Source organism: Georgenia sp. Z2081, assembly GCF_055326445.1.
On record NZ_JBUZNK010000003.1, the window covers coordinates 240,787 to 260,954 of the forward strand.

At 75.2% G+C, this 20,168-nt stretch carries 15 protein-coding genes; 8 read left to right on the top strand and 7 right to left on the bottom strand.

Annotated features, from left to right (window positions below):
- Positions 1-68 precede the first annotated feature (68 nt).
- Both ACZLKG_RS06900 and ACZLKG_RS06905 read left to right on the top strand, forming a co-directional pair.
- Positions 69-974 (top strand): YflT domain-containing protein, encoded by a 906-nt coding sequence (locus ACZLKG_RS06900; protein ID WP_463648305.1) that lies wholly within the window; start codon positions 69-71, stop codon positions 972-974.
- Positions 971-1,777, top strand: coding sequence for a sugar phosphate isomerase/epimerase family protein (locus ACZLKG_RS06905; RefSeq protein WP_463648306.1), 807 nt, complete (start codon positions 971-973; stop codon positions 1,775-1,777). The genes ACZLKG_RS06900 and ACZLKG_RS06905 overlap by 4 nt, the downstream gene beginning before the upstream one ends.
- 122 nt (positions 1,778-1,899) lie before the next feature.
- Here ACZLKG_RS06905 and ACZLKG_RS06910 read toward each other — a convergent pair whose 3' ends face one another.
- Positions 1,900-3,441 (bottom strand): aminopeptidase P family protein, encoded by a 1,542-nt coding sequence (locus ACZLKG_RS06910; protein ID WP_463648307.1) that lies wholly within the window; start codon positions 3,439-3,441, stop codon positions 1,900-1,902.
- A 41-nt stretch (positions 3,442-3,482) separates the two neighbouring features.
- Here ACZLKG_RS06910 and ACZLKG_RS06915 point away from each other — a divergent pair, with 41 nt between their 5' ends.
- The gene (locus ACZLKG_RS06915; protein WP_463648308.1) at positions 3,483-4,355 is read left to right on the top strand and encodes a PHP domain-containing protein; all 873 of its coding nucleotides are present in this window, start codon (positions 3,483-3,485) and stop codon (positions 4,353-4,355) included.
- Positions 4,352-4,981 carry a MarC family protein gene (locus ACZLKG_RS06920; protein ID WP_425708212.1) on the top strand — a complete coding sequence of 210 codons (630 nt, stop codon included), beginning with the start codon at positions 4,352-4,354 and terminating at the stop codon, positions 4,979-4,981. Before ACZLKG_RS06915 ends, ACZLKG_RS06920 begins: the two co-directional genes overlap by 4 nt.
- A gap of 160 nt (positions 4,982-5,141) precedes the next feature.
- Here ACZLKG_RS06920 and ACZLKG_RS06925 read toward each other — a convergent pair whose 3' ends face one another.
- Together ACZLKG_RS06925 and ACZLKG_RS06930 are read right to left on the bottom strand one after the other, a co-directional pair.
- Positions 5,142-6,797: a DEAD/DEAH box helicase gene (locus ACZLKG_RS06925; protein WP_425708211.1), complete on the bottom strand. Its 1,656-nt coding sequence runs from the start codon at positions 6,795-6,797 to the stop codon at positions 5,142-5,144.
- 168 nt (positions 6,798-6,965) lie between these two features.
- The gene (locus ACZLKG_RS06930; protein ID WP_425708210.1) at positions 6,966-7,190 is read right to left on the bottom strand and encodes a DUF3107 domain-containing protein; all 225 of its coding nucleotides are present in this window, start codon (positions 7,188-7,190) and stop codon (positions 6,966-6,968) included.
- A 126-nt stretch (positions 7,191-7,316) separates the two neighbouring features.
- Here ACZLKG_RS06930 and ACZLKG_RS06935 point away from each other — a divergent pair, with 126 nt between their 5' ends.
- The 3 genes from ACZLKG_RS06935 (at position 7,317) to ACZLKG_RS06945 (ending at position 15,158) form a co-directional block, all read left to right on the top strand.
- Positions 7,317-8,174 carry a DUF3152 domain-containing protein gene (locus ACZLKG_RS06935; protein WP_425708209.1) on the top strand — a complete coding sequence of 286 codons (858 nt, stop codon included), beginning with the start codon at positions 7,317-7,319 and terminating at the stop codon, positions 8,172-8,174.
- A 142-nt stretch (positions 8,175-8,316) separates the two neighbouring features.
- Positions 8,317-11,673, top strand: a complete 3,357-nt coding sequence (locus ACZLKG_RS06940) for a PD-(D/E)XK nuclease family protein (protein ID WP_425708208.1) — start codon at positions 8,317-8,319, stop codon at positions 11,671-11,673.
- The gene (locus ACZLKG_RS06945; RefSeq protein WP_425708207.1) at positions 11,670-15,158 is read left to right on the top strand and encodes an ATP-dependent helicase; all 3,489 of its coding nucleotides are present in this window, start codon (positions 11,670-11,672) and stop codon (positions 15,156-15,158) included. The genes ACZLKG_RS06940 and ACZLKG_RS06945 overlap by 4 nt, the downstream gene beginning before the upstream one ends.
- A gap of 18 nt (positions 15,159-15,176) precedes the next feature.
- Here ACZLKG_RS06945 and ACZLKG_RS06950 read toward each other — a convergent pair whose 3' ends face one another.
- Positions 15,177-16,487 (bottom strand): phosphotransferase, encoded by a 1,311-nt coding sequence (locus ACZLKG_RS06950; RefSeq protein ID WP_425708206.1) that lies wholly within the window; start codon positions 16,485-16,487, stop codon positions 15,177-15,179.
- Positions 16,488-16,539: 52 nt separating this feature from the next.
- A complete protein-coding gene (locus tag ACZLKG_RS06955) occupies positions 16,540-17,151 on the bottom strand; it encodes a TetR/AcrR family transcriptional regulator (RefSeq protein ID WP_425708205.1) in 612 nt (203 codons plus the stop codon).
- 51 nt (positions 17,152-17,202) lie between these two features.
- On the opposite strand from ACZLKG_RS06955, the gene ACZLKG_RS06960 reads away from it, so the two are divergent.
- Complete coding sequence (locus ACZLKG_RS06960) at positions 17,203-18,252, top strand: zinc-binding dehydrogenase (RefSeq protein WP_463648309.1); 1,050 nt, start codon at positions 17,203-17,205, stop codon at positions 18,250-18,252.
- A 75-nt stretch (positions 18,253-18,327) separates the two neighbouring features.
- Here the strand turns inward: ACZLKG_RS06960 and ACZLKG_RS06965 are convergent, their stop codons facing one another.
- Together ACZLKG_RS06965 and ACZLKG_RS06970 are read right to left on the bottom strand one after the other, a co-directional pair.
- Positions 18,328-18,990 carry a hypothetical protein gene (locus ACZLKG_RS06965; RefSeq protein WP_463648310.1) on the bottom strand — a complete coding sequence of 221 codons (663 nt, stop codon included), beginning with the start codon at positions 18,988-18,990 and terminating at the stop codon, positions 18,328-18,330.
- A 55-nt stretch (positions 18,991-19,045) separates the two neighbouring features.
- Positions 19,046-20,032, bottom strand: coding sequence for a DUF2332 domain-containing protein (locus tag ACZLKG_RS06970; protein ID WP_463648311.1), 987 nt, complete (start codon positions 20,030-20,032; stop codon positions 19,046-19,048).
- Positions 20,033-20,168 lie beyond the last annotated feature (136 nt).

Below are 20,168 nucleotides of genomic sequence, written 5' to 3' on the forward strand. Positions count from 1 at the left end.
GTGGCGGACGGTGCGCGGTGCGCGGTGCGCGGTGGCGGCCGGGTCGGGGCGAGCGGGATACTGGGCCCATGTCCATCACGAACCAGCCGCTCGGTGCGAAGGCGCAATCGATCCCCACGGGGGTCCAGATCTCCGCCTACTCCAGCTACGAGGAGGCGCAGCGGGCCGTCGACCACCTCTCCGACAACGATCACGACGTGCGCCTCGTGTCGATCGTGGGGGAGGACCTGCGGCTCGTGGAGCGCATCACCGGGCGGCTCGACTACGGGAAGGTGGCCGGCTCCGGCGCGCTCACCGGAGCCTGGTTCGGTCTGATGATGGCTCTGGTCATGTGGCTGGTCATCGGGAACTTCGGGCTCGTCGACTTCGTCATCCCCGTGCTCGTCGGCGCGGCCTTCGGCGTGCTGCTGGGCATCGTCAGCTACGCGGTCCGGCCCAAGACCCGCGACTTCACCTCGGCCAGCACGGTCGTCGCCAAGCGGTACGTGGTCATCGCCGGTCCGACGGCCGCCGACGAGATGCGCGCCGCCCTGAGTTCGGCGGGCCTGATCGGCGACGCGCCCGCCACGACCGCCCGGGCGCAGGCGGCGCCCTCCGGCGCGGGCGGGCCCGCGGGCCCGCACGGCGGCGGTGCCTATGGCGCCGGCGCTCAGGGTGCCGGCGGCGCTGCGGCCGGTGCCGGCGGAGCGGTGGCCGGCGGCGGCCAGGACGCCTGGACCCCGGGCGCCCGTGGGACCCGCAGCGCGCCCGGAGAGGTGCAGCAGGACACCGGTGTCGAGGATCAGCCCGGCCGCCCGGCGCCGACCGGCTTCGCCCCCGGCGTCGACGGCACGCCGCGCTACGGCGCCCGCCTCGAGGACCTCACCCCGGAGCAGCGCGCACACGCCGAGGCCCAGCTGCGCGAGGCGGACGAGCACCGAGGGGCCGCGGAGAACCGCCCGGCCACCGAGGCGGGCGGGCCCGACCAGCCGTGAGCATCCCGGTCGGCCTCTCCACGGCCTCCGTCATGCCGGGGTCGGTGGAGGACACCTTCGCCATGGCGGCGGAGCTCGGCTACGACGGCGTGGAGATCATGGTGCTCACCGCGCCCGAGTCCCGCGAGCCACGCCTCATCAACGCGCTGTCGCGGAAGTACGGCCTGCCCGTGCACGCGATCCACGCGCCCACGCTGCTGCTCACGCAGGGCGTGTGGGGCCGCGACCCGTGGGAGAAGGTCGACCGGTCGGTGGACCTCGCGGCGCAGGTGGGTGCCGACGTCGTCGTGCTGCACCCGCCGTTCAGGTGGCAGCGGAAGTACGCCCGCCAGTTCGTCGACGCCGTCGCCGAGCGGGAGGCGACGCGCGACGGCGTGCGGCTCGCCGTGGAGAACATGTTCACCTGGCAGGCCCAGGCCGGCGGCGCGCACGTCAAGGCCTACTCACCGGGCTGGGACCCCACCGAGCACGACTACGGCTCGGTGACGATCGACCTGTCCCACGCGGCGACCTCCGGGATGGACGCCGAGGCGACGATGGCGATGGTCCGCTCGCTGGGGAAGAAGCTCGCGCACCTGCATCTCACGGACGGCTCCGGGACGATCAAGGACGAGCACCTGGTGCCCGGTCACGGCAACCAGCCGTGCGCCGAGGTCCTGGCCCACCTGCGGGACACCGGGTTCGGCGGCTCCGTCGTCGTGGAGATCAACACCCGGTCGGTGTCGTCCCTGCAGCGACGCACGATGTGCATGGAGTCGCTCAGGTTCGCGCGCGAGCACCTGGCCGCGGACCGAGCGGGGTAGCCGGAGCGCGACCGTTCCCCGGGGACCGGGCAGGGGTGTCGACGACCGGGCGGGCGCTCAGCAGGCCTGCTCGGTCGACGAACCCGCCGCCCCGTCGTGGACGGTCGACCACGCGAGCGAGGTCAGCCGCGCAGGTCTGCCATCCACGCCTCGATCGCGCTCGGCGTGCGGGGCAGGGCGGCCGACAGGTTCTCCACCCCGTCCTCGGTGACGAGCACGTCGTCCTCGATCCGCACGCCGATCCCACGCAGCTCCGCGGGCACCTTGAGGTCGTCGGCGCGCAGGTACAGGCCGGGCTCGATCGTGAAGACCATGCCCGGGACGAGCTCGGCGTCGAGGTACATCTCCCGGCGGGCCTGCGCGCAGTCGTGGACGTCCAGGCCGAGGTGGTGCGACGTCCCGTGCACCATCCACCGGCGGTGGTACTGGCCGTCGGGCTTGAGCGACGTGGCGGCGTCGACGGGCAGCATCCCCCACTCGGCCAGGCGGGCGGCGACGACCTCCATCGCCGCGGTGTGGACGTCACGGAACCGGACGCGCGCGCCGCCCTCGCCGACCCGGGCGGCGACGGCGAAGGCCGCGTCGGCCGCGTCGAGGACCGCCTGGTAGACCCGGCGCTGCGGCTCGGTGAAGACGCCGTCCACCGGGAGCGTGCGCGTGACGTCGGCGGTGTACAGGGAGTCGACCTCGACGCCGGCGTCGAGCAGGAGGAGGTCGCCGGGCCGGACCTCGCCGTCGTTGTGGATCCAGTGCAGCGTGTTCGCGTGGTTGCCGGCGGCCGCGATCGTCTCGTAGCCCATGCCGTTGCCGTCCTCGCGGGCCCGGGCCGCGAACGCCCCCTCGACGACGCGCTCGCCCCGCTCGTGGCCGGACGCCCGGGGGAACGAGCGGACCACGTCCTCGAAGCCCCGGGCGGTGGCGGCGACCGCGGAGCGGATCTCGCCGACCTCCCACTCGTCCTTGACGAGCCGGATCTCGGACAGCCGCTCGGTGAGCTCGGCGTCCGCGCCGGCGGTGCTCGTGAGGCCGGCCTGCGCGCGCACCTCGTCGACGAGCGCGGTGACCGCCCGATCGGCGCCGGTGACGAGGCGGACCTGCACCTGCCCGACGCCGGCGTCCTTGGCGAGGTCGTCCCGCAGGGTGTCGATGTGCGCGGTGCGCAGGCCGGTGGCGGCAGCGACCTCCTCCAAGGAGGGCCGCACCCCGACCCACAGCTCGCCGTACCGGGAGTCGGCGTAGAACTCCTCGGTGTCCTTCCCGGCCCGCGGGCGGAGGTACAGGACGCCCTCGTGGCCGTCGCCCTCGGGGTGCAGGACGAGCACCGAGTCGGGCTCGGTCGCCGCGCCCCAGCCCGTGAGGTGGGCGAACGCCGAGTGGGCGCGGAACGGGTGGTCCGTGTCGTTGCTGCGCACGCGCAGGTCGCCGCCCGGGAGGACCAGCCGCTCGCCGGGGAGCTCGAGGGAGATGGCCGCGCGCGCCGCCGCCGCCGTGTCCGCGGACGGCAGGCGGTCGGGCAGCGGGGCCTCCGTCTCCTCCCAGCCGTCGGCGATGAAGGCACGGAACGCCGCCGAGCTGGGGCGCTGGGACCGGTTCGAGCCGCGGTCCTCGACGGGCTGGCCGTCGGCGGGAGTGGCGGACCGGGTGGCGTCGGAGGAGGAGGTCATGCCCCCATCGTCGCACCGCGCGCGCCCGTACACTCCGTCCGGTGACGACGGCGCGGATCGACCCCCACACGCACTCGACGGTCTCGGACGGCACCGACAGCCCGACCGGACTCGTCGAGGCGGCCGCCGCCGCACGCATCGACGTCCTCGGCGTCACCGACCACGACACGACGGCGGGCTGGGCCGACGCCGTCGCGGCGGGGGAGCGCCTCGGCGTGACGATCCTGCGCGGCATGGAGGTCTCCACCCAGCACGAGGGACGCTCGATCCACCTGCTGGCCTACCTGTTCGACCCCGGGCATCCGGGCCTGCTCGCGCGCACCGAGCGGGCCCGCTCCTCCCGGCTGGACCGGGCCCGGATGATGGTCGAGCGCATCGCCGTGGACTTCCCGATCACGTGGGAGGACGTCCTGCGCCACGTCGACGACGGCACCACCGTCGGCCGGCCCCACATCGCGGACGCGCTCGTCGCCGCCGGACACGTGCCGGACCGCAACGCCGCGTTCGCGCCCGGCGGGCCGTGCGCCAACCGCACGAAGTACTACGTCCCGCACTACGCGCCCGACGTGGGCGAGGCGATCGGGCTCGTCCGGGAGGCGGGCGGCGTGCCGGTCATGGCGCACCCGTGGGCGCAGCGCGGCCGGGCGCTGACTGCCCGGGCGCTGGACGAGGCGATCGAGGCCGGCCTGCTCGGGCTGGAGGTCGACCACCTCGACCACGACGACGAGGCGCGCGCCGGGCTCAGGCGCCTCGCCGAGCGGCACGACCTGCTCGTCACGGGCAGCTCGGACTACCACGGCACAGGCAAGACCAACCGCCTGGGCGACCACCTCACCGACCCGGGCCAGCTCGAGCGGATCGTCGCGGCAGGCACGCTCCCGCTCGCGGGCGCCGGACACCGGGACGCGCGATGAGCGACCTCGTCGACCTCGCGGTCCTGGTCTCCACCTTCGTCACGCTGTTCGTCATCATGGACCCGGTGGGCAACCTGCCCATCTTCCTGTCCCTGACCTCCACGATGACGATCCGCGAGCGCAGCCGTGCGGCGCTCGCCGCCACGTGCGTCTCCCTCGGGGTGATCGGGGCGTTCGCGGCCGGTGGGCCCTACATCCTCGACTTCCTCGGCATCACCGTGCCCGCGCTGCAGCTCGCCGGTGGCCTGCTGCTGCTCATCGTGGCCATGCAGCTCCTCAGCGGGGCCGCCGAGGAGCCCGGCCCCTCGGGCTCCGGCGCCGCGGTCGCGCTCGTGCCGATGGGGACCCCGCTCATGGCGGGGCCGGGCGCGATCGTCGCTGCGATGCTGGCCGTGCAGGACGCGGACACCGGACCGCAGCTCACCGGCGTGGTGATCGGCATCGTCGGTCTGCACGTCGTCATCGGGCTCTCGCTGCGCTTCTCGAGCGTGGTCCACCGCGTGCTCGGGGTCTCGGGGACGACGCTCGTCACGCGCCTGTCCGGCATGCTGCTCGCCGCGATCGCGGTGCAGCTCGTCGCGACGGCGACCTTCGCGTTCGTCGACATGTACCTCGCCGGTCGCTGACCGGACCCGCTCCCGCGCGCCCTCGGCGAGCGAGGTCGTGCTTGGGCTGGCGAGTTCGTGCCTCGCACGCACGATCTCGCCACCGCAGGCACGACCTCGACATCAGGAGCGCGGCCCGGAGCGGGAGCCTCGGGGGCAACCGCTCCGGGCCGGCCGGGGCTCAGTCGGTCGAGGCGGGGGCGCTGGCGCCCTGACCGCCGCCGGCGGAACCACCCGTGCGACGGCGACGCCGCCGCCTGGGTCGGCCGGACCCGCCCTCGCCGCCGGAGCGCTCGGACCGGCCGTCCTGCTCGCCGGAGCGCCGGGAACGCGCGCCGTCGGGCCGACCGCCCTCGGACCTACCGCCGGAGCGCGGCCCGTCGCGTCGGGCGCCGTCACCGCGCCCGCCGTCGGACCGGCGCGAGCTCTGCCGCGAGCCCGCGGACTTCCCGGTCTCACCGATGTCCTCGACCTCCTCCGCGCCGAGCCCGGCGCGCGTGCGGGCCGAGCGGGGCAGCGTGCCGCCCGTGCCCTCGGGGATGTCGAGGTCCGCGTAGAGATGCTCGGAGGTGTGGTACGTCTCCGGCGGCTCGGCCAGGCCCAGGCCGAGCGCGTTGTTGACGACCGACCAGCGCGGGATGTCGTCCCAGTCGACGAACGTCACCGCGGTGCCCGAGTTGCCCGCGCGGCCGGTACGGCCGATGCGGTGGAGGTAGATCTTCTCGTCCTCGGGGCACTGGTAGTTGATGACGTGCGTGACGTCGTCGACGTCGATGCCGCGGGCGGCCACGTCGGTGGCGACGAGGATGTCGACCTTGCCGGTGCGGAACGCGCGCAGCGCCTGCTCACGGGCGCCCTGGCCGAGGTCGCCGTGGATCGCGGCCGACGCGAACCCGCGGTCGGCGAGGTCGTCGGCCACCTTGGCGGCGGTGCGCTTGGTGCGCGTGAAGACGATGGTCAGCCCGCGCTCGCGCGCCTGGAGGATCCGGGCGAGCATCTCGACCTTGTTCATCGCGTGCGCCCGGTAGACGACCTGGCGGGTGGCCTTGACCGTCGCGCCGGTGTCGTCGGGGTCCTGGGCCCGGATGTGCGTCGGCCGCGTCATGTAGCGCCGCGCGAGCGCGACGACCGCGCCCGGCATCGTGGCCGAGAACAGCATCGTGTGCCGGTTGGCGGGCGTGCGGGAGAGCAGGGTCTCGACGTCGGGCAGGAAGCCGAGGTCGAGCATCTCGTCGGCCTCGTCGAGCACGACGGTGGACACGGCGCTCAGGCGCAGCACCTTCTGCTTGAGCAGGTCGATGAGCCGGCCGGGCGTACCGACGACGACCTCGACGCCGGCCTCGAGCGCGGCGATCTGCGGCTCGTAGGCGCGGCCGCCGTAGACCTGGACGATCCGCACGGAGCGGCGGCGGGACGCGGCGACGAGGTCCTCCGCGACCTGCTTGGCCAGCTCACGGGTGGGCACGACGACGAGACCCTGCGGGGCGCCGGGGTCGAGCAGCTCGTCGTAGCCGTCCTCGCCCGGGGCGAGGGTGTGCTGCAGCAGCGGGATGCCGAAGCCCAGCGTCTTGCCGGTGCCCGTCTTGGCCTGGCCGATGATGTCGGCGCGCTTGAGCGCCACGGGCAGGGTGAGGGACTGGATCGGGAACGGGTGCGTGATGCCGACGTCGCGCAGGGCGCCGGCGATCGGCTCCGCGACGCCGATGTCGGCGAACGTCTGCTCGGCCGGGACGCTGGGCGTGTCGGCATCGGTGATGTCGGGGGTGGCGGCGTCGGTCTCGACGGGCGCGTGGGCGCCGGAGACGTCGACGACGCCCGAGGTGGCAGGGGTGGTCATGATCCTTCTTCGGTCGGCGGTGCGCCGGGTTGGCGCGGGCAGCCGATCGCACACGGTGCAGGGCGCTGGGCGCCCGAGGATTCGCAGGAACAACGACCGGTCAGCCGGGACCCCTCGACGATACTCCTCCCGGCGCCGCTCGGCGGGACCGGAGGAGTGGGACGGGACTCAGCCCAGGCCGAACCCCACGCGGCGGTCCTCGACCGCGCCGATCTCGACGTGCCCGATCGCGGCGGCGGGCACGAGGAACCGCTTGCCCTTGGAGTCCGTGACGTCGAGCGGCGAGTCGGACGCCAGCGCCTCACGGACGGAGGCGACGAAGGCCTCCTCGTCGGAGTCGATCTCGACGACGACGTCGCGCATGCTCGACCGCATACCGATCGTGACCTGCATTGATGTTCCTCCGTCCGGCCCGCTCGCGGCGGGCCTCGTGCTGGGAAGCGTGTCACCGAGGTGGTGCTGCTCCATCGTAAGGGCGCTCACTGACAGGTCGGGGCCCGGCTGCCAGACTGGTCGGCGATGTCCGACTCCAGACGACTCCCGACCGTTCTCGGCGTTCTCGCGTGCGCCGCGCTGGTCTCGTCGCCCCTCCTCGCCGCGCCGACGGTCGCGGACGAGCACGCCGCGGGCAGCGACGTGGACCTGCGCGCGGCGTGGGCCGCGCGCCCGGGACCGCTGCTGCCCGACGACGACGAACCGACCCTGCTCGAGCTCGTGCAGGTCCCCGACGGCACGGACGGTGACGGCACGGCGGCCGACGGGGCCGGGGACACCGACGTCGATCTGCCCGAGGGCGTGGACGAGGACGCCTACGGCGCGGGGATCCGGGGCGATCTCGTGGCCGCGGAGGGATCCGGCTCCCTGCGCGTGGTGGCGGGCACCGATCCGGCGCCGCGCGAGGCCGAGCGGACCTACAGCGTGCGGGTCGAGGTCGAGCGCGGCCTGCCGGTGGACCGCGAGGCGTTCGCCGACTACGTGCTGGACACCCTCAACGACGACCGCGGCTGGGGCCACGACGGCTCGGTGGCGTTCGAGCGCGTCGACGGCGAGGACGCGGACTTCGGTGTCACTCTCGCGGACGGGCCGCTGAGCATCGAGCTGTGCGAGCCGCTCGACGTCGGCGGCATCTACTCGTGCGGCCGCAACGGCCGGGCGGTCCTCAACGCCGACCGGTTCGGGGAGTCGATCGAGCCGTTCCTCGAGGCCGGCGGGACGCTGCCGCAGTACCGGCAGTACCTCGTCAACCACGAGGTCGGTCACCTCCTGGGGTACCAGCACGTGGACTGCCCCGCGCCGGGCGACCCGGCCCCGGTCATGGTCCAGCAGTCGATCAGCCTGCAGGACTGCGTCCCCAACGCCTGGGTGGCCGAGGAGTAGAGCCCGCAGCGGGCGGGGGGCCGGGCGCTGCGCCGGTCGGCCTGCCGCAGCGCGACCGATCCGAGCACCCGCCGACCGGGCGAACCGGACGTCGACCCACGGGCGCACCGCGGATGTCGGACCTGCGTGGTTGCATGACGGCATGTCCTCCCCGGTCCGTCCTCGGCTGCGCCTCGACACCGCTCCCGAGCCCGTCGAGGTGCCGCTGAGCCAGGTGGCCCGGTCGGTCGCGGACGAGCTGGCGGCCGGCCCGGGCCCGCACCTGCTCACGCTCGGCGCCCCCGGCGCGGGGCGGACCACGCTGGCCGTGCAGACCGTCGTCGAGGCGGCCCGCGCGGGCCGCCGCGTCGCGCTCCTGACACCGTCCCGGCGCGTGGCCGGTCGTCTGCGGGACGAGGTCGCCCACCGGACCGGGGCGCACGACGCCGCGGTGCAGGTCGTCACGCCGACCTCCTTCGCGTTCGCGCTCCTCGGGCAGCACGCCGCCTACTGGGGCGGTCCGGAGCCCGCTCTCCTGTCCGGCCCCGACGAGGACGGCATCCTCGCGGAGCTGCTCGATGCGCACGACTCGGGGCAGGTCACGTCACCCGGGTGGCCTGCGTCCGTACCCGCCGAGGCGCTCGGGCTGGACGCCTTCCGGCACGAGCTGCGGGACATCCTGGCGCGCGCGGGCGAGCTCGACCTCGAGCCCGACGACCTCCGGCGTCTCGCTGCCGACCACGACCGGCCCGAGTGGGCCGCGGTGGCCGCGGTCCTCGAGCAGTACCGCGACAGCACCGGCGCTCAGGACGCGGCCGACGAGCAGGCGCCCGCCGTGGGACTCGGCCCCGAGCGCCGCTATCGGCGCTACGACTCCGCGCGACTCGTCGACGAGGCGGCGCTCGTCCTCAACTCCTGGCACGTACCACCGACCGGCGTCCCGGCCGGGACCGCCGGTGCACCGACCGTGCCGCGGTGGGACCTCGTCGTCGTCGACGACTACCAGGACGTCACCCGTTCGACCGCGCGCCTGCTGCGCGTGCTCGTCCGGGACGGTGCGCGGCTGCTCCTGCTCGGTGACCCCGACGTCGCCGTGCAGACGTTCCGGGGCGGGAGCCCCACCCTGGTCGCCGAGGCGACGTCGGACTTCTCCGACGGGGGGTTCGGCGCCCAGGTCCGGCTCCTGCCCGAGGTGCACCGCGGGACGCGCGGCCTGCGCGCCGCGGTGGCCCGGCTGACCGAGCGGCTGCCCGCCGGCGGGCCCGGTCTGGCGCGTCGGCGATCGCCGGTCGCCGGAGGAGGAGCCGTTCCTGCACCGGATCCCGGGGCGTCGGGGATCGACGCCGACCGAGACGCGGGCCGTACGGCCGACCGCGACGAGCCGTGGCCCGCCGTCGAGGTACGCACACTCAGCTCCGCGGCCGTCGAGGCCGACACCGTCGCCGACGCCGTGCGCCAGGCCCACCTCGTCGACGGCCTGCCGTACCGGCGGTGCGCCGTCGTCGTGCGGACGAGCGGTCAGGCGAGCTCGATGCGGGCGCTCCTCGGTGCCCGGCGCGTCCCCGTCTCCCCGGGTCGACTGGGTGCGCTGCGGGACGAGCCTGCCGTGCGACCCCTCCTGGCGGCCGTGCGCGTGGCCGCCGAGGGGCCGACGGGCCGGGCGCTGCGCGACCTCATGCTCTCGTCCGTGGGCGGTGCGGACCCGGTGGGCCTGCGCAGCCTCATGCGCACGCTGCGGGCGGCGAGCGGGGCGCGCGGCGGCGCCGTCGACTCCGACACGGTCCTGCTCGACGCCGTGGCGGCGGTGGACGAGGGTGGCGTCGCCGCCCTGCCCGGGTCCATGTCCGCAGCCCTGACCGACCCGCTCGTGCGGGTCGCGCGGGTGGTGGGGCGCACGCGCACCGCGCTCGTCGCCGGAGAGGGACCGACGGCGGTCCTGTGGGCGGCATGGGACGCGGCCGGCCTCGCCGAGCCGTGGCAGACGCGCGCGATCGACGGGGGAGCCGGGGCCGCACAGGCGCACGCCGACCTGGACGCCGTGCTCGCCCTCTTCTACGCCGCCGAACGGTACGAGGCGCGCGGCGCCACGGCCGGTGCGATCGGATTCGTCGACCGCGTCGAGAAGCAGCGCGTCGCCGAGGACACCCTCGCCGCCCAGTCGGGCCGCCGCGACCTCGTCGAGGTGCTCACGCCCGCGCAGGCGGCCGGGCAGGAGTGGGACCTCGTCGCGGTCGCCGGCCTCCAGGAGGACGTCTGGCCGGACATGCGCCGCCGCGACACGATCCTCGGCAGCCAGGCGCTCGTCGACGTCGTCACCGGCCGCGGGGACGGCGCCGACCGCTGGACCGAGGCCCGCAAGGAGGTGCGGGACGACGAGCTGCGCCAGCTCGTGCTCGCGACCTCCCGCGCGACGAGCAAGCTCCTCGTCACTGCCGTCGATGGCGTCGACACGCGCCCCTCGCTGTTCCACGAGCTCCTCGCGCGGGACGCGGCCGCGCACGACCGCGGCGACGCAGGGGCCCGCACGGCTCCGGACGCCGGCGCACGGCCACGGCCAGCGGACCGGGAACAGATCGTGGCCCGGGACCTGCGTGAGCTCGTCGCGCGGCTGCGCCGGCGCCTCGCCGACGATCCGGGAGACGCCGACGCCGCCCGGGTCCTCGCGCGGCTGCGCGCCGAGGGCGTGGCAGGGGCGGACCCGCAGGAGTGGGTGCTCGCCCACGAGGTGAGCACGCTCGCGCCCCTGAGGAGCACGGACGAGCCGGTCACCGTCAGCCCGTCGGCCGTCGAGTCCGTCACCACGTGCGGACTTCGGTGGGCGCTCACCCGGTTCGGCGGGCGGGGCGGCGACTCAGACAGCCAGGCGCTCGGCACCCTCGTGCACGAGATCGCCGAGCAGCACCCGGCCGGCAGCCGCGACGAGCTACGGTCCGCGTTGCACGAGCGGATCGGTGAGCTCGACCTCGGCGAGGGCCTCGCCGCCGACCAGGAGCGGGCCAAGGCGGAGCGGCTCGTCGAGCGGCTCGCCGAGTACGTCGCCGTTCCGGTCCAGGTCGCCACGGAGGTCGACGTCGACGAGATCGTGGGCGAGGCGCGCGTCCGCGGGCAGATCGACCGGCTCGAGACCCAGTCGGACGGGCGGGTGGTGGTCGCCGACCTCAAGACCGGCAAGGGCATCAGCCAGGCCGAGGTCGAGGAGCACGCCCAGCTCGGCGCCTACCAGGCGGCCCTGCTCGAACGGCACCGCCGCGGTGAGGGGGCGGAACCCGCCGGCGCGCGGCTGGTCTTCCTCGGCACCCCCAACAAGTCCGTGGCGATCCGGGAGCAGGACGCCCTCGGCGCCGACCGGGGCACGTGGGCGCACGAGCTCGTCGATCGCGCCGTGACCGAGATGTCCGGAGCCGGTGTCCACGTCCGGACGAACAAGTACTGCGACTTCTGCGAGGTCCGCACCTCCTGCCCGCTGCAGACCGCCGGCCGTCGCGTCGGCGGGACCACCACCTCCGAGGAGACGGAATGACCGAGCCCGGCACGCCGCAGGCCGTGACGCCGGCCGGGACCGCCCGACTCCTCGGGAGCAGCTACGCGCCGACCGAGGAGCAGGCGGGCGTCATGGCGCATCCGATGGCGCCCCAGCTCGTCGTCGCCGGCGCCGGCTCGGGAAAGACCGAGACGATGTCGCTGCGGGTCGTCCACCTCGTCCACGCCGGCCTCGTGCGACCCGACCAGGTCCTCGGCCTCACGTTCACCCGCAAGGCGGCCGGCGAGCTCGACGTCCGCCTGCGCGAGCGGCTCGGCACGCTCCGGCGGGCGCTCGGCCACCGACGGACCGCACCACGCGACGACCTCGAGGCCGAGCGGCCCGAGGTCAGCACGTACGACTCGTTCGCCGGGGCCATCTACACGGACCATGCCCTGCGGCTCGGCCTGGACCCCACCGCCCGCCTCATCACCGCCGCCGAGACCTACGAGCTCGCCCACCGGGTCGTCGCGGGCTGGACCGGGCCGCTCGCCCACTCCTCCGACACCGCGCTGTCGACCCTGGTGAAGGCTGTGCTCGACCTCGACGGTCAGACCATGTCGCTCGTCGCCTCCGACGTCACGCCCGAGGCGCTGCGCACCGAGCTGGCGGCGACGGCGTCGACCCTGCTCGAGGCACCGGTCTCGGGGCGGAAGAAGGGACCGAGCGCGGAGGTGCGGTCGGTGGCCACCAGTCACCTCGCCCGCGTCGAGCTCCTCGAGATGGTTCAGACGTTGCGCGAGGAGCGCCGCGCGAACGGCGTGGCCACGTTCGCCGACATCGCCGACGCCGCCCGTCGGATCGTCACCGAGATCCCCGAGGTGCGCGACGAGCTCCGCGCGAGGTACCGGCTCGTCCTGCTCGACGAGTATCAGGACACCTCCGTGGCCCAGACCGACCTGCTGGCCGCTGCGTTCGGCGGCGGGTGGCCCGTCACGGCGGTCGGCGACCCGCACCAGTCGATCTACGGCTGGCGAGGCGCCTCTGCCGCCGCCCTCGAGGAGTTCCCGACCCGGTTCGGCGGCGCGGAGCCCGCGGCGGTGCGGAACCTGTCGGTGTCCTGGCGCAACGACCACGCGATCCTCGACGTCGCGAACGCGATCGCCGGCCCGCTCCGTTCGGGCTCCGGCCTCGGGCTGCCCACCCTGGACGCTCGGCCCGGCGCGGGGGACGGGACGGTGCTGGGCGCCTGGTTCGCCACCGACGGCGAGGAGGCGGCGGGGCTCGCTCTCGCGCTCCGGCAGCGCTGGTACGAGCCCCACGTCGCCGCCGAGGCGAGCAGGCCGGGCTCCGGCCCGACGGCGGCAGTGCTCACCCGCACCAACGCCCAGCTCGCACTCGTCGAGGACGCCCTGCGCGCCGAGGGCGTGCCGTGTCAGGTGGTCGGGGTCGGCGGGCTCGTCACCCGGCCGGAGATCCTCGACGTGCGCGCGGCGCTCGCCGTCGCGGTCGACCCCACGCGGGGCGACCGGCTCGTCCGTCTCGTCACCGGTCTCGGGCTGGGGCTGGCCGACCTGCGCACGCTCTGGGCGTGGGCCGGGCACCTGGCGCGGCTCGGGCTCCGCGACGGCGCCGAGGCGGGCACGGCGGAACTCGCCGACGACGCGCCTGGCGAGAGTGCGGGCGAGGCCGGTCTCGACCGTGAGGAGACGGCCATCGACCCACGGCAGGAGCAGTCCCTCGCCGAGGCGATCGACCACCTCCCGCGCGACGGGTGGGCCTCGGCCGGTCACGCCCTCACCGACGTCGCCCGCGACCGGCTCTCGCGGCTGGCGCGTGCGCTGGGCCGCATTCGTTCGGTCGTGCGCCTACCGGTCCACGACGCCGTCGGGGTGGCGATCGAGGCGCTCGGCCTCGACCTCGAGGTCGTCGCCGCGTCGAGCGAGGCTCCGGCGACCGCCCGCGCCGGCCTCGACGAGCTCGTGCGGCTCGCCGGTACCTACGCGAACGGCATCGAGGGCGCGACGGTCGCCGGTTTCCTCGCCTACCTCGACCGCGCGGAGGAGCAGGAGGGCGGCCTGGCCGACGCGCAGGCCGGCGAGTCGGAGGTCGACGACCCGTTGCGCGGCGTCGTCCAGCTGATGACGATGCACCGGTCGAAGGGGCTCGAGTGGGACGTGGTCGCCGTCCCCGGGCTGTCGCTCGGTTCGTTCCCGAAGGTGTCCGTACCCGCGAGCCTCGCGAACCCCGCCGAGTTCGTCCCCAAGGACTCCGCCTGGCTCACCGACCGCGGCTCCGTCCCGGCGAGCGTGCGCGGCGACGCGGACCGGCTCCCAAAGCTCGAGCTCGCCGACGCGACCGACCAGCACGGCATGGACGACGCCCTCGAGGACTTCAGGCGCGCCGCCGGCCTGCACGCGCTCACCGAGGAACGACGGCTCGCCTACGTCGCCGTCACCCGCGCGCGGAGCGAGCTCCTCCTCACCTGGGCGAGCTTCACCAAGGAGACGAAGACGCAGCGGTACCGGTCCCCGTTCCTCGACGAGGCCGTCGACGCCGGTGTGGTCGAGCCGCTGACGGGCCACCTGCTCGACCGCCCGGACGATGCGCCGGAGGAGAACACGCAGATCGGGCGCGCGCGGGTCGCCACCTGGCCACCGCCGCCCGGACGCGAGGGGGAGGCGGTCCGTCGGGTGCGCGCCGCCGCCCGCGCGGTCGACGCGGCGTCGGCAGGGCCGCTGGATATCGAGGCCGGGGAGGGTGCCTCGGGGTGGGACCGGGCCGCCGCGCTGCTGCTCGCCGAGCGCGACGAGCTTCTCGCCCGCCGCGGCGAGGTCCCGCTCGGCGACCACCTCGCCGCCACCGGTCTTGTCTCGCTCGCGGGCGACCCCGAATGGTTCGCCCGGCAGATCCTGCGCCCCGTGCCACGGGCGCCGCGGCGCGAGGCCGACCTCGGCACGCGGTTCCACGAGTGGGTCGAGCGGCGCTTCGAGGCCGAGGTCCTCACCGGGCTGGCCGGCCACCTCGACGACGCCGAGCGTGGCGCCCTGGGGCTCGACCCCGACAACGGTGACGCGGACGAGGGGGGAGCACCCACCGGGGCCGGCGGGAGTGCCGGCACCGCCTCGGGCCGGGGCCCGGTCGACGAGCGCGAGCTCCGCCGACTCCAGGACGCCTTCGAGTCCTCGGAGTGGGGCAGCCGGCGACCGACCGCCGTCGAGGAGGCCGTCGAGGTGTCGGTCGGTCCGCTCGTCCTGCGCTGCCGCATCGACGCCGTGTACGCGAACGTCGACGGGACCGTGGAGATCGTCGACTGGAAGACCGGTCGGGTGCCGGGGCCCGACGAGCGGGCGGCGAAGCTCCTGCAGCTCGACGTCAACCGGCTGGCGTGGTCGCGGGCGAAGGGCGTACCGATCGACCAGGTGCGCGCGCACCTGTACTACGTGCTGCACGCCGAGACCATCCCCGCCCGGACCGACGACGAGGCCGCGGTCGAGGCGCGGATCAGGTCCGCGATCGAGCGGGGGGTCCGGCCCGGGAGCTGACGCGCGCGACGCGTAGCCCTACGGCTCGCGGCCCTCGCGGCGCCACTGCTCGTACTCCTCGGTGAGGTCCGCCGTCGCCGCGGTCGGCTCCGGGACGCCGGGCGCGTCCGGGGACTCGCCGGGGTGGACGTCGAACGCCGGCCACGCCTCGGTGTCGAGCTCGGCCGCCGCGCCGTCGGGACCGGCGGCGGGCTCGTCCGCCTCGGAGGGCGTCGAACCCTCGGAGCGCTCGACGGACCGCTCGTCGGCGGGCAGGGCAGCACCGGCGGTGTCAGCCGGCTCCTCGCTCGCCCGGTCGCCGTCGAGGGTCCGGTCCGTGGCGTCCGGGACCGCTGCGGCGCCGACGACGGTCACCGGCGCGGCCGCGGCCGCCGTCTCGGCGAGGATCTCGCGCACCTCGGCCCCGATCGGCGGTGCGTCCGCGACGTCGGACGCCAGCTCGGCGAGCATCTGACGCGCGTCGCCCACGACTGCGTCGTCCCGGGTGCGCAGCCCGAACATCAACCACCGCGTGAGCAGCAGCTCGGAGGCGAGCTGCGCACGGTCGAGGAGGAACGGGTCGTCGGGGGCCGAGGCGTGGCGGGCGTAGGAGCCGTGCACCTGCTCGAAGGTCTCCGGGTCGACCCCGGTGACGAGCCAGGCGAAGTCCTCCGCCGGGTCGCCGACGTGCGCGTCCCCGAACTGGGACAGCGCCACCACGCGGTCCCCGGACGCGCGCACGAGCTCGGCGTCGAGGTCCCCGTGGACGACCGTCGAGGCGGCGGGCCACAGGTCGTCCGCCTCCAGGGCCGCCTCCCACCGGTGCACGAGCTCGGCGGGCAGGTTGCCCGTGCGGGACGCCTCGTCGACCTCGGTGAGTCGGCGGGCCCGGTAGGTCGCCATGTCGTACACGGGCAGGCCGGCGCTGCCCACGAGGTCGGTGTCCAGGGAGTGCAGCGCGGCGAGCGCACGCCCGAGGTGGTCCGCCAGCTCGGGGCTCTCGTCGATGTCGCGCGGGTCGATCGCGCGGCCGGGGAGCTCGCGGGCGACCATCGCCCGGCCGCCGCCCTGGAGGGTGGCGAACCCGGCGGGCCGCTCGACGTCGAACGGCAGGTCGCGTGCGTCGACCCGCTCGGCCAGCCGCTCGAGCAGGGCGACCTCCCCCTCGAGGGACGCGCCCGCGGCCGCCGTGCGTGGCGCCCGCACCACCCAGTGGTGACCGCGTGAGTCGAGCACCCCCACGGTCTGGAAGTCGGTGGTGGTGCGGACCGGGGGTCGGGTGGCCACGACGTCGAGCCCCGGCACGGCCAGGGTCGCGAGCGCAGCCAGCGCGATGGGCGAGCGAGTCACGCGCCCACGGTAGGCGCTGCCCGCCGGACCGGTGGTGCTGGCGCGCCGCCGGTCACGGTCCGGTGACGGATGCCGCCTCGTCCACCAGCGCTCGTGCGGCGCGCGCGGCGGCGGCAGGCGCGCCGACCGCCGGCAGTGCGCCTCGCAGGGTGAGCGCACCCTCGTGGAGCGTGGTCAGGGTGAGCGCGAGCCCACGGGAGTCGGCGAGCCCCGCCTCCCGGGCGAGCCGTTCGAGCAGGTCGAGCAGCCACCGCTTCTGGTCGGCGGCCACCGCGTGGGCGGGGTGGCTCGGGTCGGGGAGCTCGGCGAGCGCGTTGACGAACGCGCACCCCCGCGAGCTGCCCGGCGACCACTCGAGCAGCGCGTCGAACGGGGCGGTGACCCGGTCCCGCGCGGAGCCGGCGGCGTCGACCGCTCGCTCCACCGCGCTGCGCCACCGGCGGTCGCGCGCGAGCAGGTAGGTGGCGACGAGGGCGTCCTTCGAGCCGAACCGGTCGTAGAGCGTGCGCTTGGTGACGCCGGACCGCTCGGCGACGAGGTCGACGCCGACCGCCGTGATCCCGCGGTCGTAGAAGAGCTGCGACGCGGCGTCGAGGATGCGCCGCGCGGCAGGGGTCAGCGCGTCCGGGTCGGGCGGGCTTGACCTCACCGATGTGTGAACCATAGCGTCGAGACTAGTTCACCGATCGGTGAGATTGAGGCATCTGGAGGTCACATGTCCGAGGAAACGATGACGGCGGCGGTGCTGCGCCGCCACGGGGGTCCCGACGCCGTCGAGCTGTCCCGGGTGCCCGTGCCACGCCCGGGCCCCGGCGAGGTGCTCGTGCGCGTGCGGGCGGCCGCGCTCAACAACACCGACCTGTGGACCCGCGAGGGCGCCTACGGGTTGCCGGGCGACCCCGACGCCCGGGCGGGCTGGCGCGGCCCCATGACGTTCCCGCGGATCCAGGGCGCGGACGTCACCGGGACCGTGGCGGCGGTCGGGGAGGGCGTGGCCCCCGACGTCGTCGGCCGCCGCGTGCTCGTCGACCCCGCGCTCTACGACGCAGACTCCGACGACGCGCACCCGGTCGGCCTGCTCGGCAGCGAGCGCGACGGCGGGTTCGCAGGCTTCGTCGCGGTCGACGCCGTGCGTGCCCACCCGGTCGACGACTCCCCGCTGACGGACGCCGAGCTGGCGACCCTGCCCACCGCCTACGGCACGGCGCTCGGCATGATCGAGCGCGGCGGCGTGACGGGCGGGGAGACGGTCGTGGTCACCGGCGCGTCCGGCGGCGTCGGCCTGGCGCTCGTCCAGCTGGCCGCCGAGCGCGGGGCGGACGTCGTGGCGGTGAGCAGCGCGGGCAAGCTCGACGCCGTGCGGTCTGCGGGCGCCCGCGCCGTCGTCGACCGCGGGGGAGGCCTGTGGGAGGCCGTGGCGGCCGCCGCCCCGGGGGGCGTCGACGCCGTTCTCGACGTCGTCGCCGGGCCCGGCGTGGCGGAGGGCGTCGGGGTCCTGCGGGAGGGCGGCCGGTGGGTCGTCGCGGGTGCGCTCGGCGGTCACCGTATCGAGGTCGATGTGCGACGCCTGTACCTGCACAACCGCACGATCGTCGGGTCGAGCATGCACACGCCGGCGCACTTCGCCGCGCTCGTCGAGATCGCCCGCACGGGTCGCGTGCGCCCCGTCGTCGCGGCGACCTACCCGCTCGCGGACATCGCTCGCGCGCACGCCGAGCTGGCCGAGCGGCGGCACGTCGGGAAGCTGGTGATCGACGAGCTCTGATCGGGCGCCTGGCCCGCGGTGGGCGGCAGTGCTTCCGCGCGGCGTCGCCGCCGTACCGAGACAGGGATGCCGATCTCAGACGTCGCCGTCGAAGATCCCGCCGTCGAGCAGCCAGTGGTAGCGCAGCCTGAGCGCCCGCTCGGTGCTGGCCAGGAGCGTGGCGACCAGCAGCGAGACGTTGAACCAGGCCGGGAGCTGGATCGGTGAGGTGAACGTGCCCAGTCGGTCGGCGACGGGCGGGATCTGGGAGAACTCCTGGACGAGCTGCGGCACGCCGAGGACGAGCGCGACGGCGAGCACGATCCACGAGACGGCCCCGAGGGCGCGGCTCGCCACCGGGTGGTCGCGATTCAGGCGCGCACGGCGCCCCTCCGCCGACCGGGGGTCCGGCGCGAGCTGCTGCTCCGTCCCGTCGTGGGCGACGAAGTGGCAGCGCCGCAGCCCGAACCCGCTCGTCACCACCTCGATCGTGCCGCCGGGCACGGGAAACATCGCCGGGAGCTTGGAGCGGGCATGCTGCTTCCCGTCACGGTAGAGCTTGGCCCGCACCTCGCCGTCGGAGTCGCCACCGTGGCGGAGGTCGACGGACCAGACGGGCCACTCACCGGCCGCGTCGCCGAGGCGTACGTGGAGGAGCGATCGAAAGAAGAGCTGCCACCAGCGAAAGCGTTTGAGGTCGCTGCCGTCGCCGGCCTCGATCTTTCGGAAGGCGCGTCGTCGTTTCCGGTCCGAGGCCACGGCTGACACGGTAGACGGTGCGCGGCGGTCGTCGCCGATCGCGTGCGAACCGGGCTCATCTGTGGAGGGCTGCGGCCGATCGCCCGTGCGGGTCCGTCAGTGCCCGAGGCGCTCCGTCGACCGCCAGGACGAAACGGCCGGCCGCCTCGGGCTCGACCTCGACCCGGTGCGCCACGCCGTTGCCCTCGTTGCTGATCCAGTGGCCCGGCAGATCGCCGACCAGGTCGACGAACCGCGCCCGGTCCTCGGCAGACAGGTACGGGAGCACCGCGGTGTGGAAGACGACGAGGGTCGCCTCCGTGGGAGCCTCCGCCGCGAGGTCGGGGAGCGCGTCGATCAGGTCGCCCTTCACCACGCGCGGTGGGTCCCGGCGTGCGACCTCGAGCGCCGACACGAGCCGGCGGCGGCGCTCGTCGTGGCCCGGCCAGACGAGCGTCTCGAGCCAGGTGCGCGCGTCGTCGTCGTCGACGTCGACCGGCGCGAGATCGATCCCCGCGCGCCAGACGACCTCAGGTATTGCCGTCGGGGGCTCGATGCCGTCGAGCTCGCACGGGATGACCACCGGTGACCGCCCGTCCACCGGGTCGAGCGCGGCTGTCCGGCCGGCCGCGTTCGGACCGAACCGGTAGGAGTATCGGTCGGGCAGCAGGCACAGCCCGGCGGACGCACCGACCTCCAGCAGCGCGAGCGGACCCGGCAGCTGCGCGAGGAACGGCAGGAAGACGGCACAGCGCCCGGCCTCGTTCGTCTGGGTCGCGCGAGCGAGGACGGTCTCCCGTACGTCGTCCCACCGTTCGATCACCGTCCGGCGGAACGATTCCACGGTGTCGGCGGCTCCGTGGAAGCGTGCTGCCGCGAGGACGAGATTCGGCTGGCGCTTGCCGCGCGGCAGATCCGCGAGCAGGTCAAGGATATCGTCGTCGTCCGCGACACTCAGCGCCCAGTCCTCGTAGACGGCCGAGACGCCGCGCGCCTCACGCTCCGCGAAGAGGCGATAGCCGTGGGCGATCGACTTCGTGTCGCGGTCACCTGCTCGGTCCATGTCGGCCATAGTGCGCGGTGGGTCGGGTCCAGCGCACCTCCGAGGTCGGCGTCACGCGGCGGTCGTCGCCGATCGCGTCCGACCGGTGCCGGCCGAGCGCATGCGAACCGAGCGGCCCCGGACGACACGGGGTCGT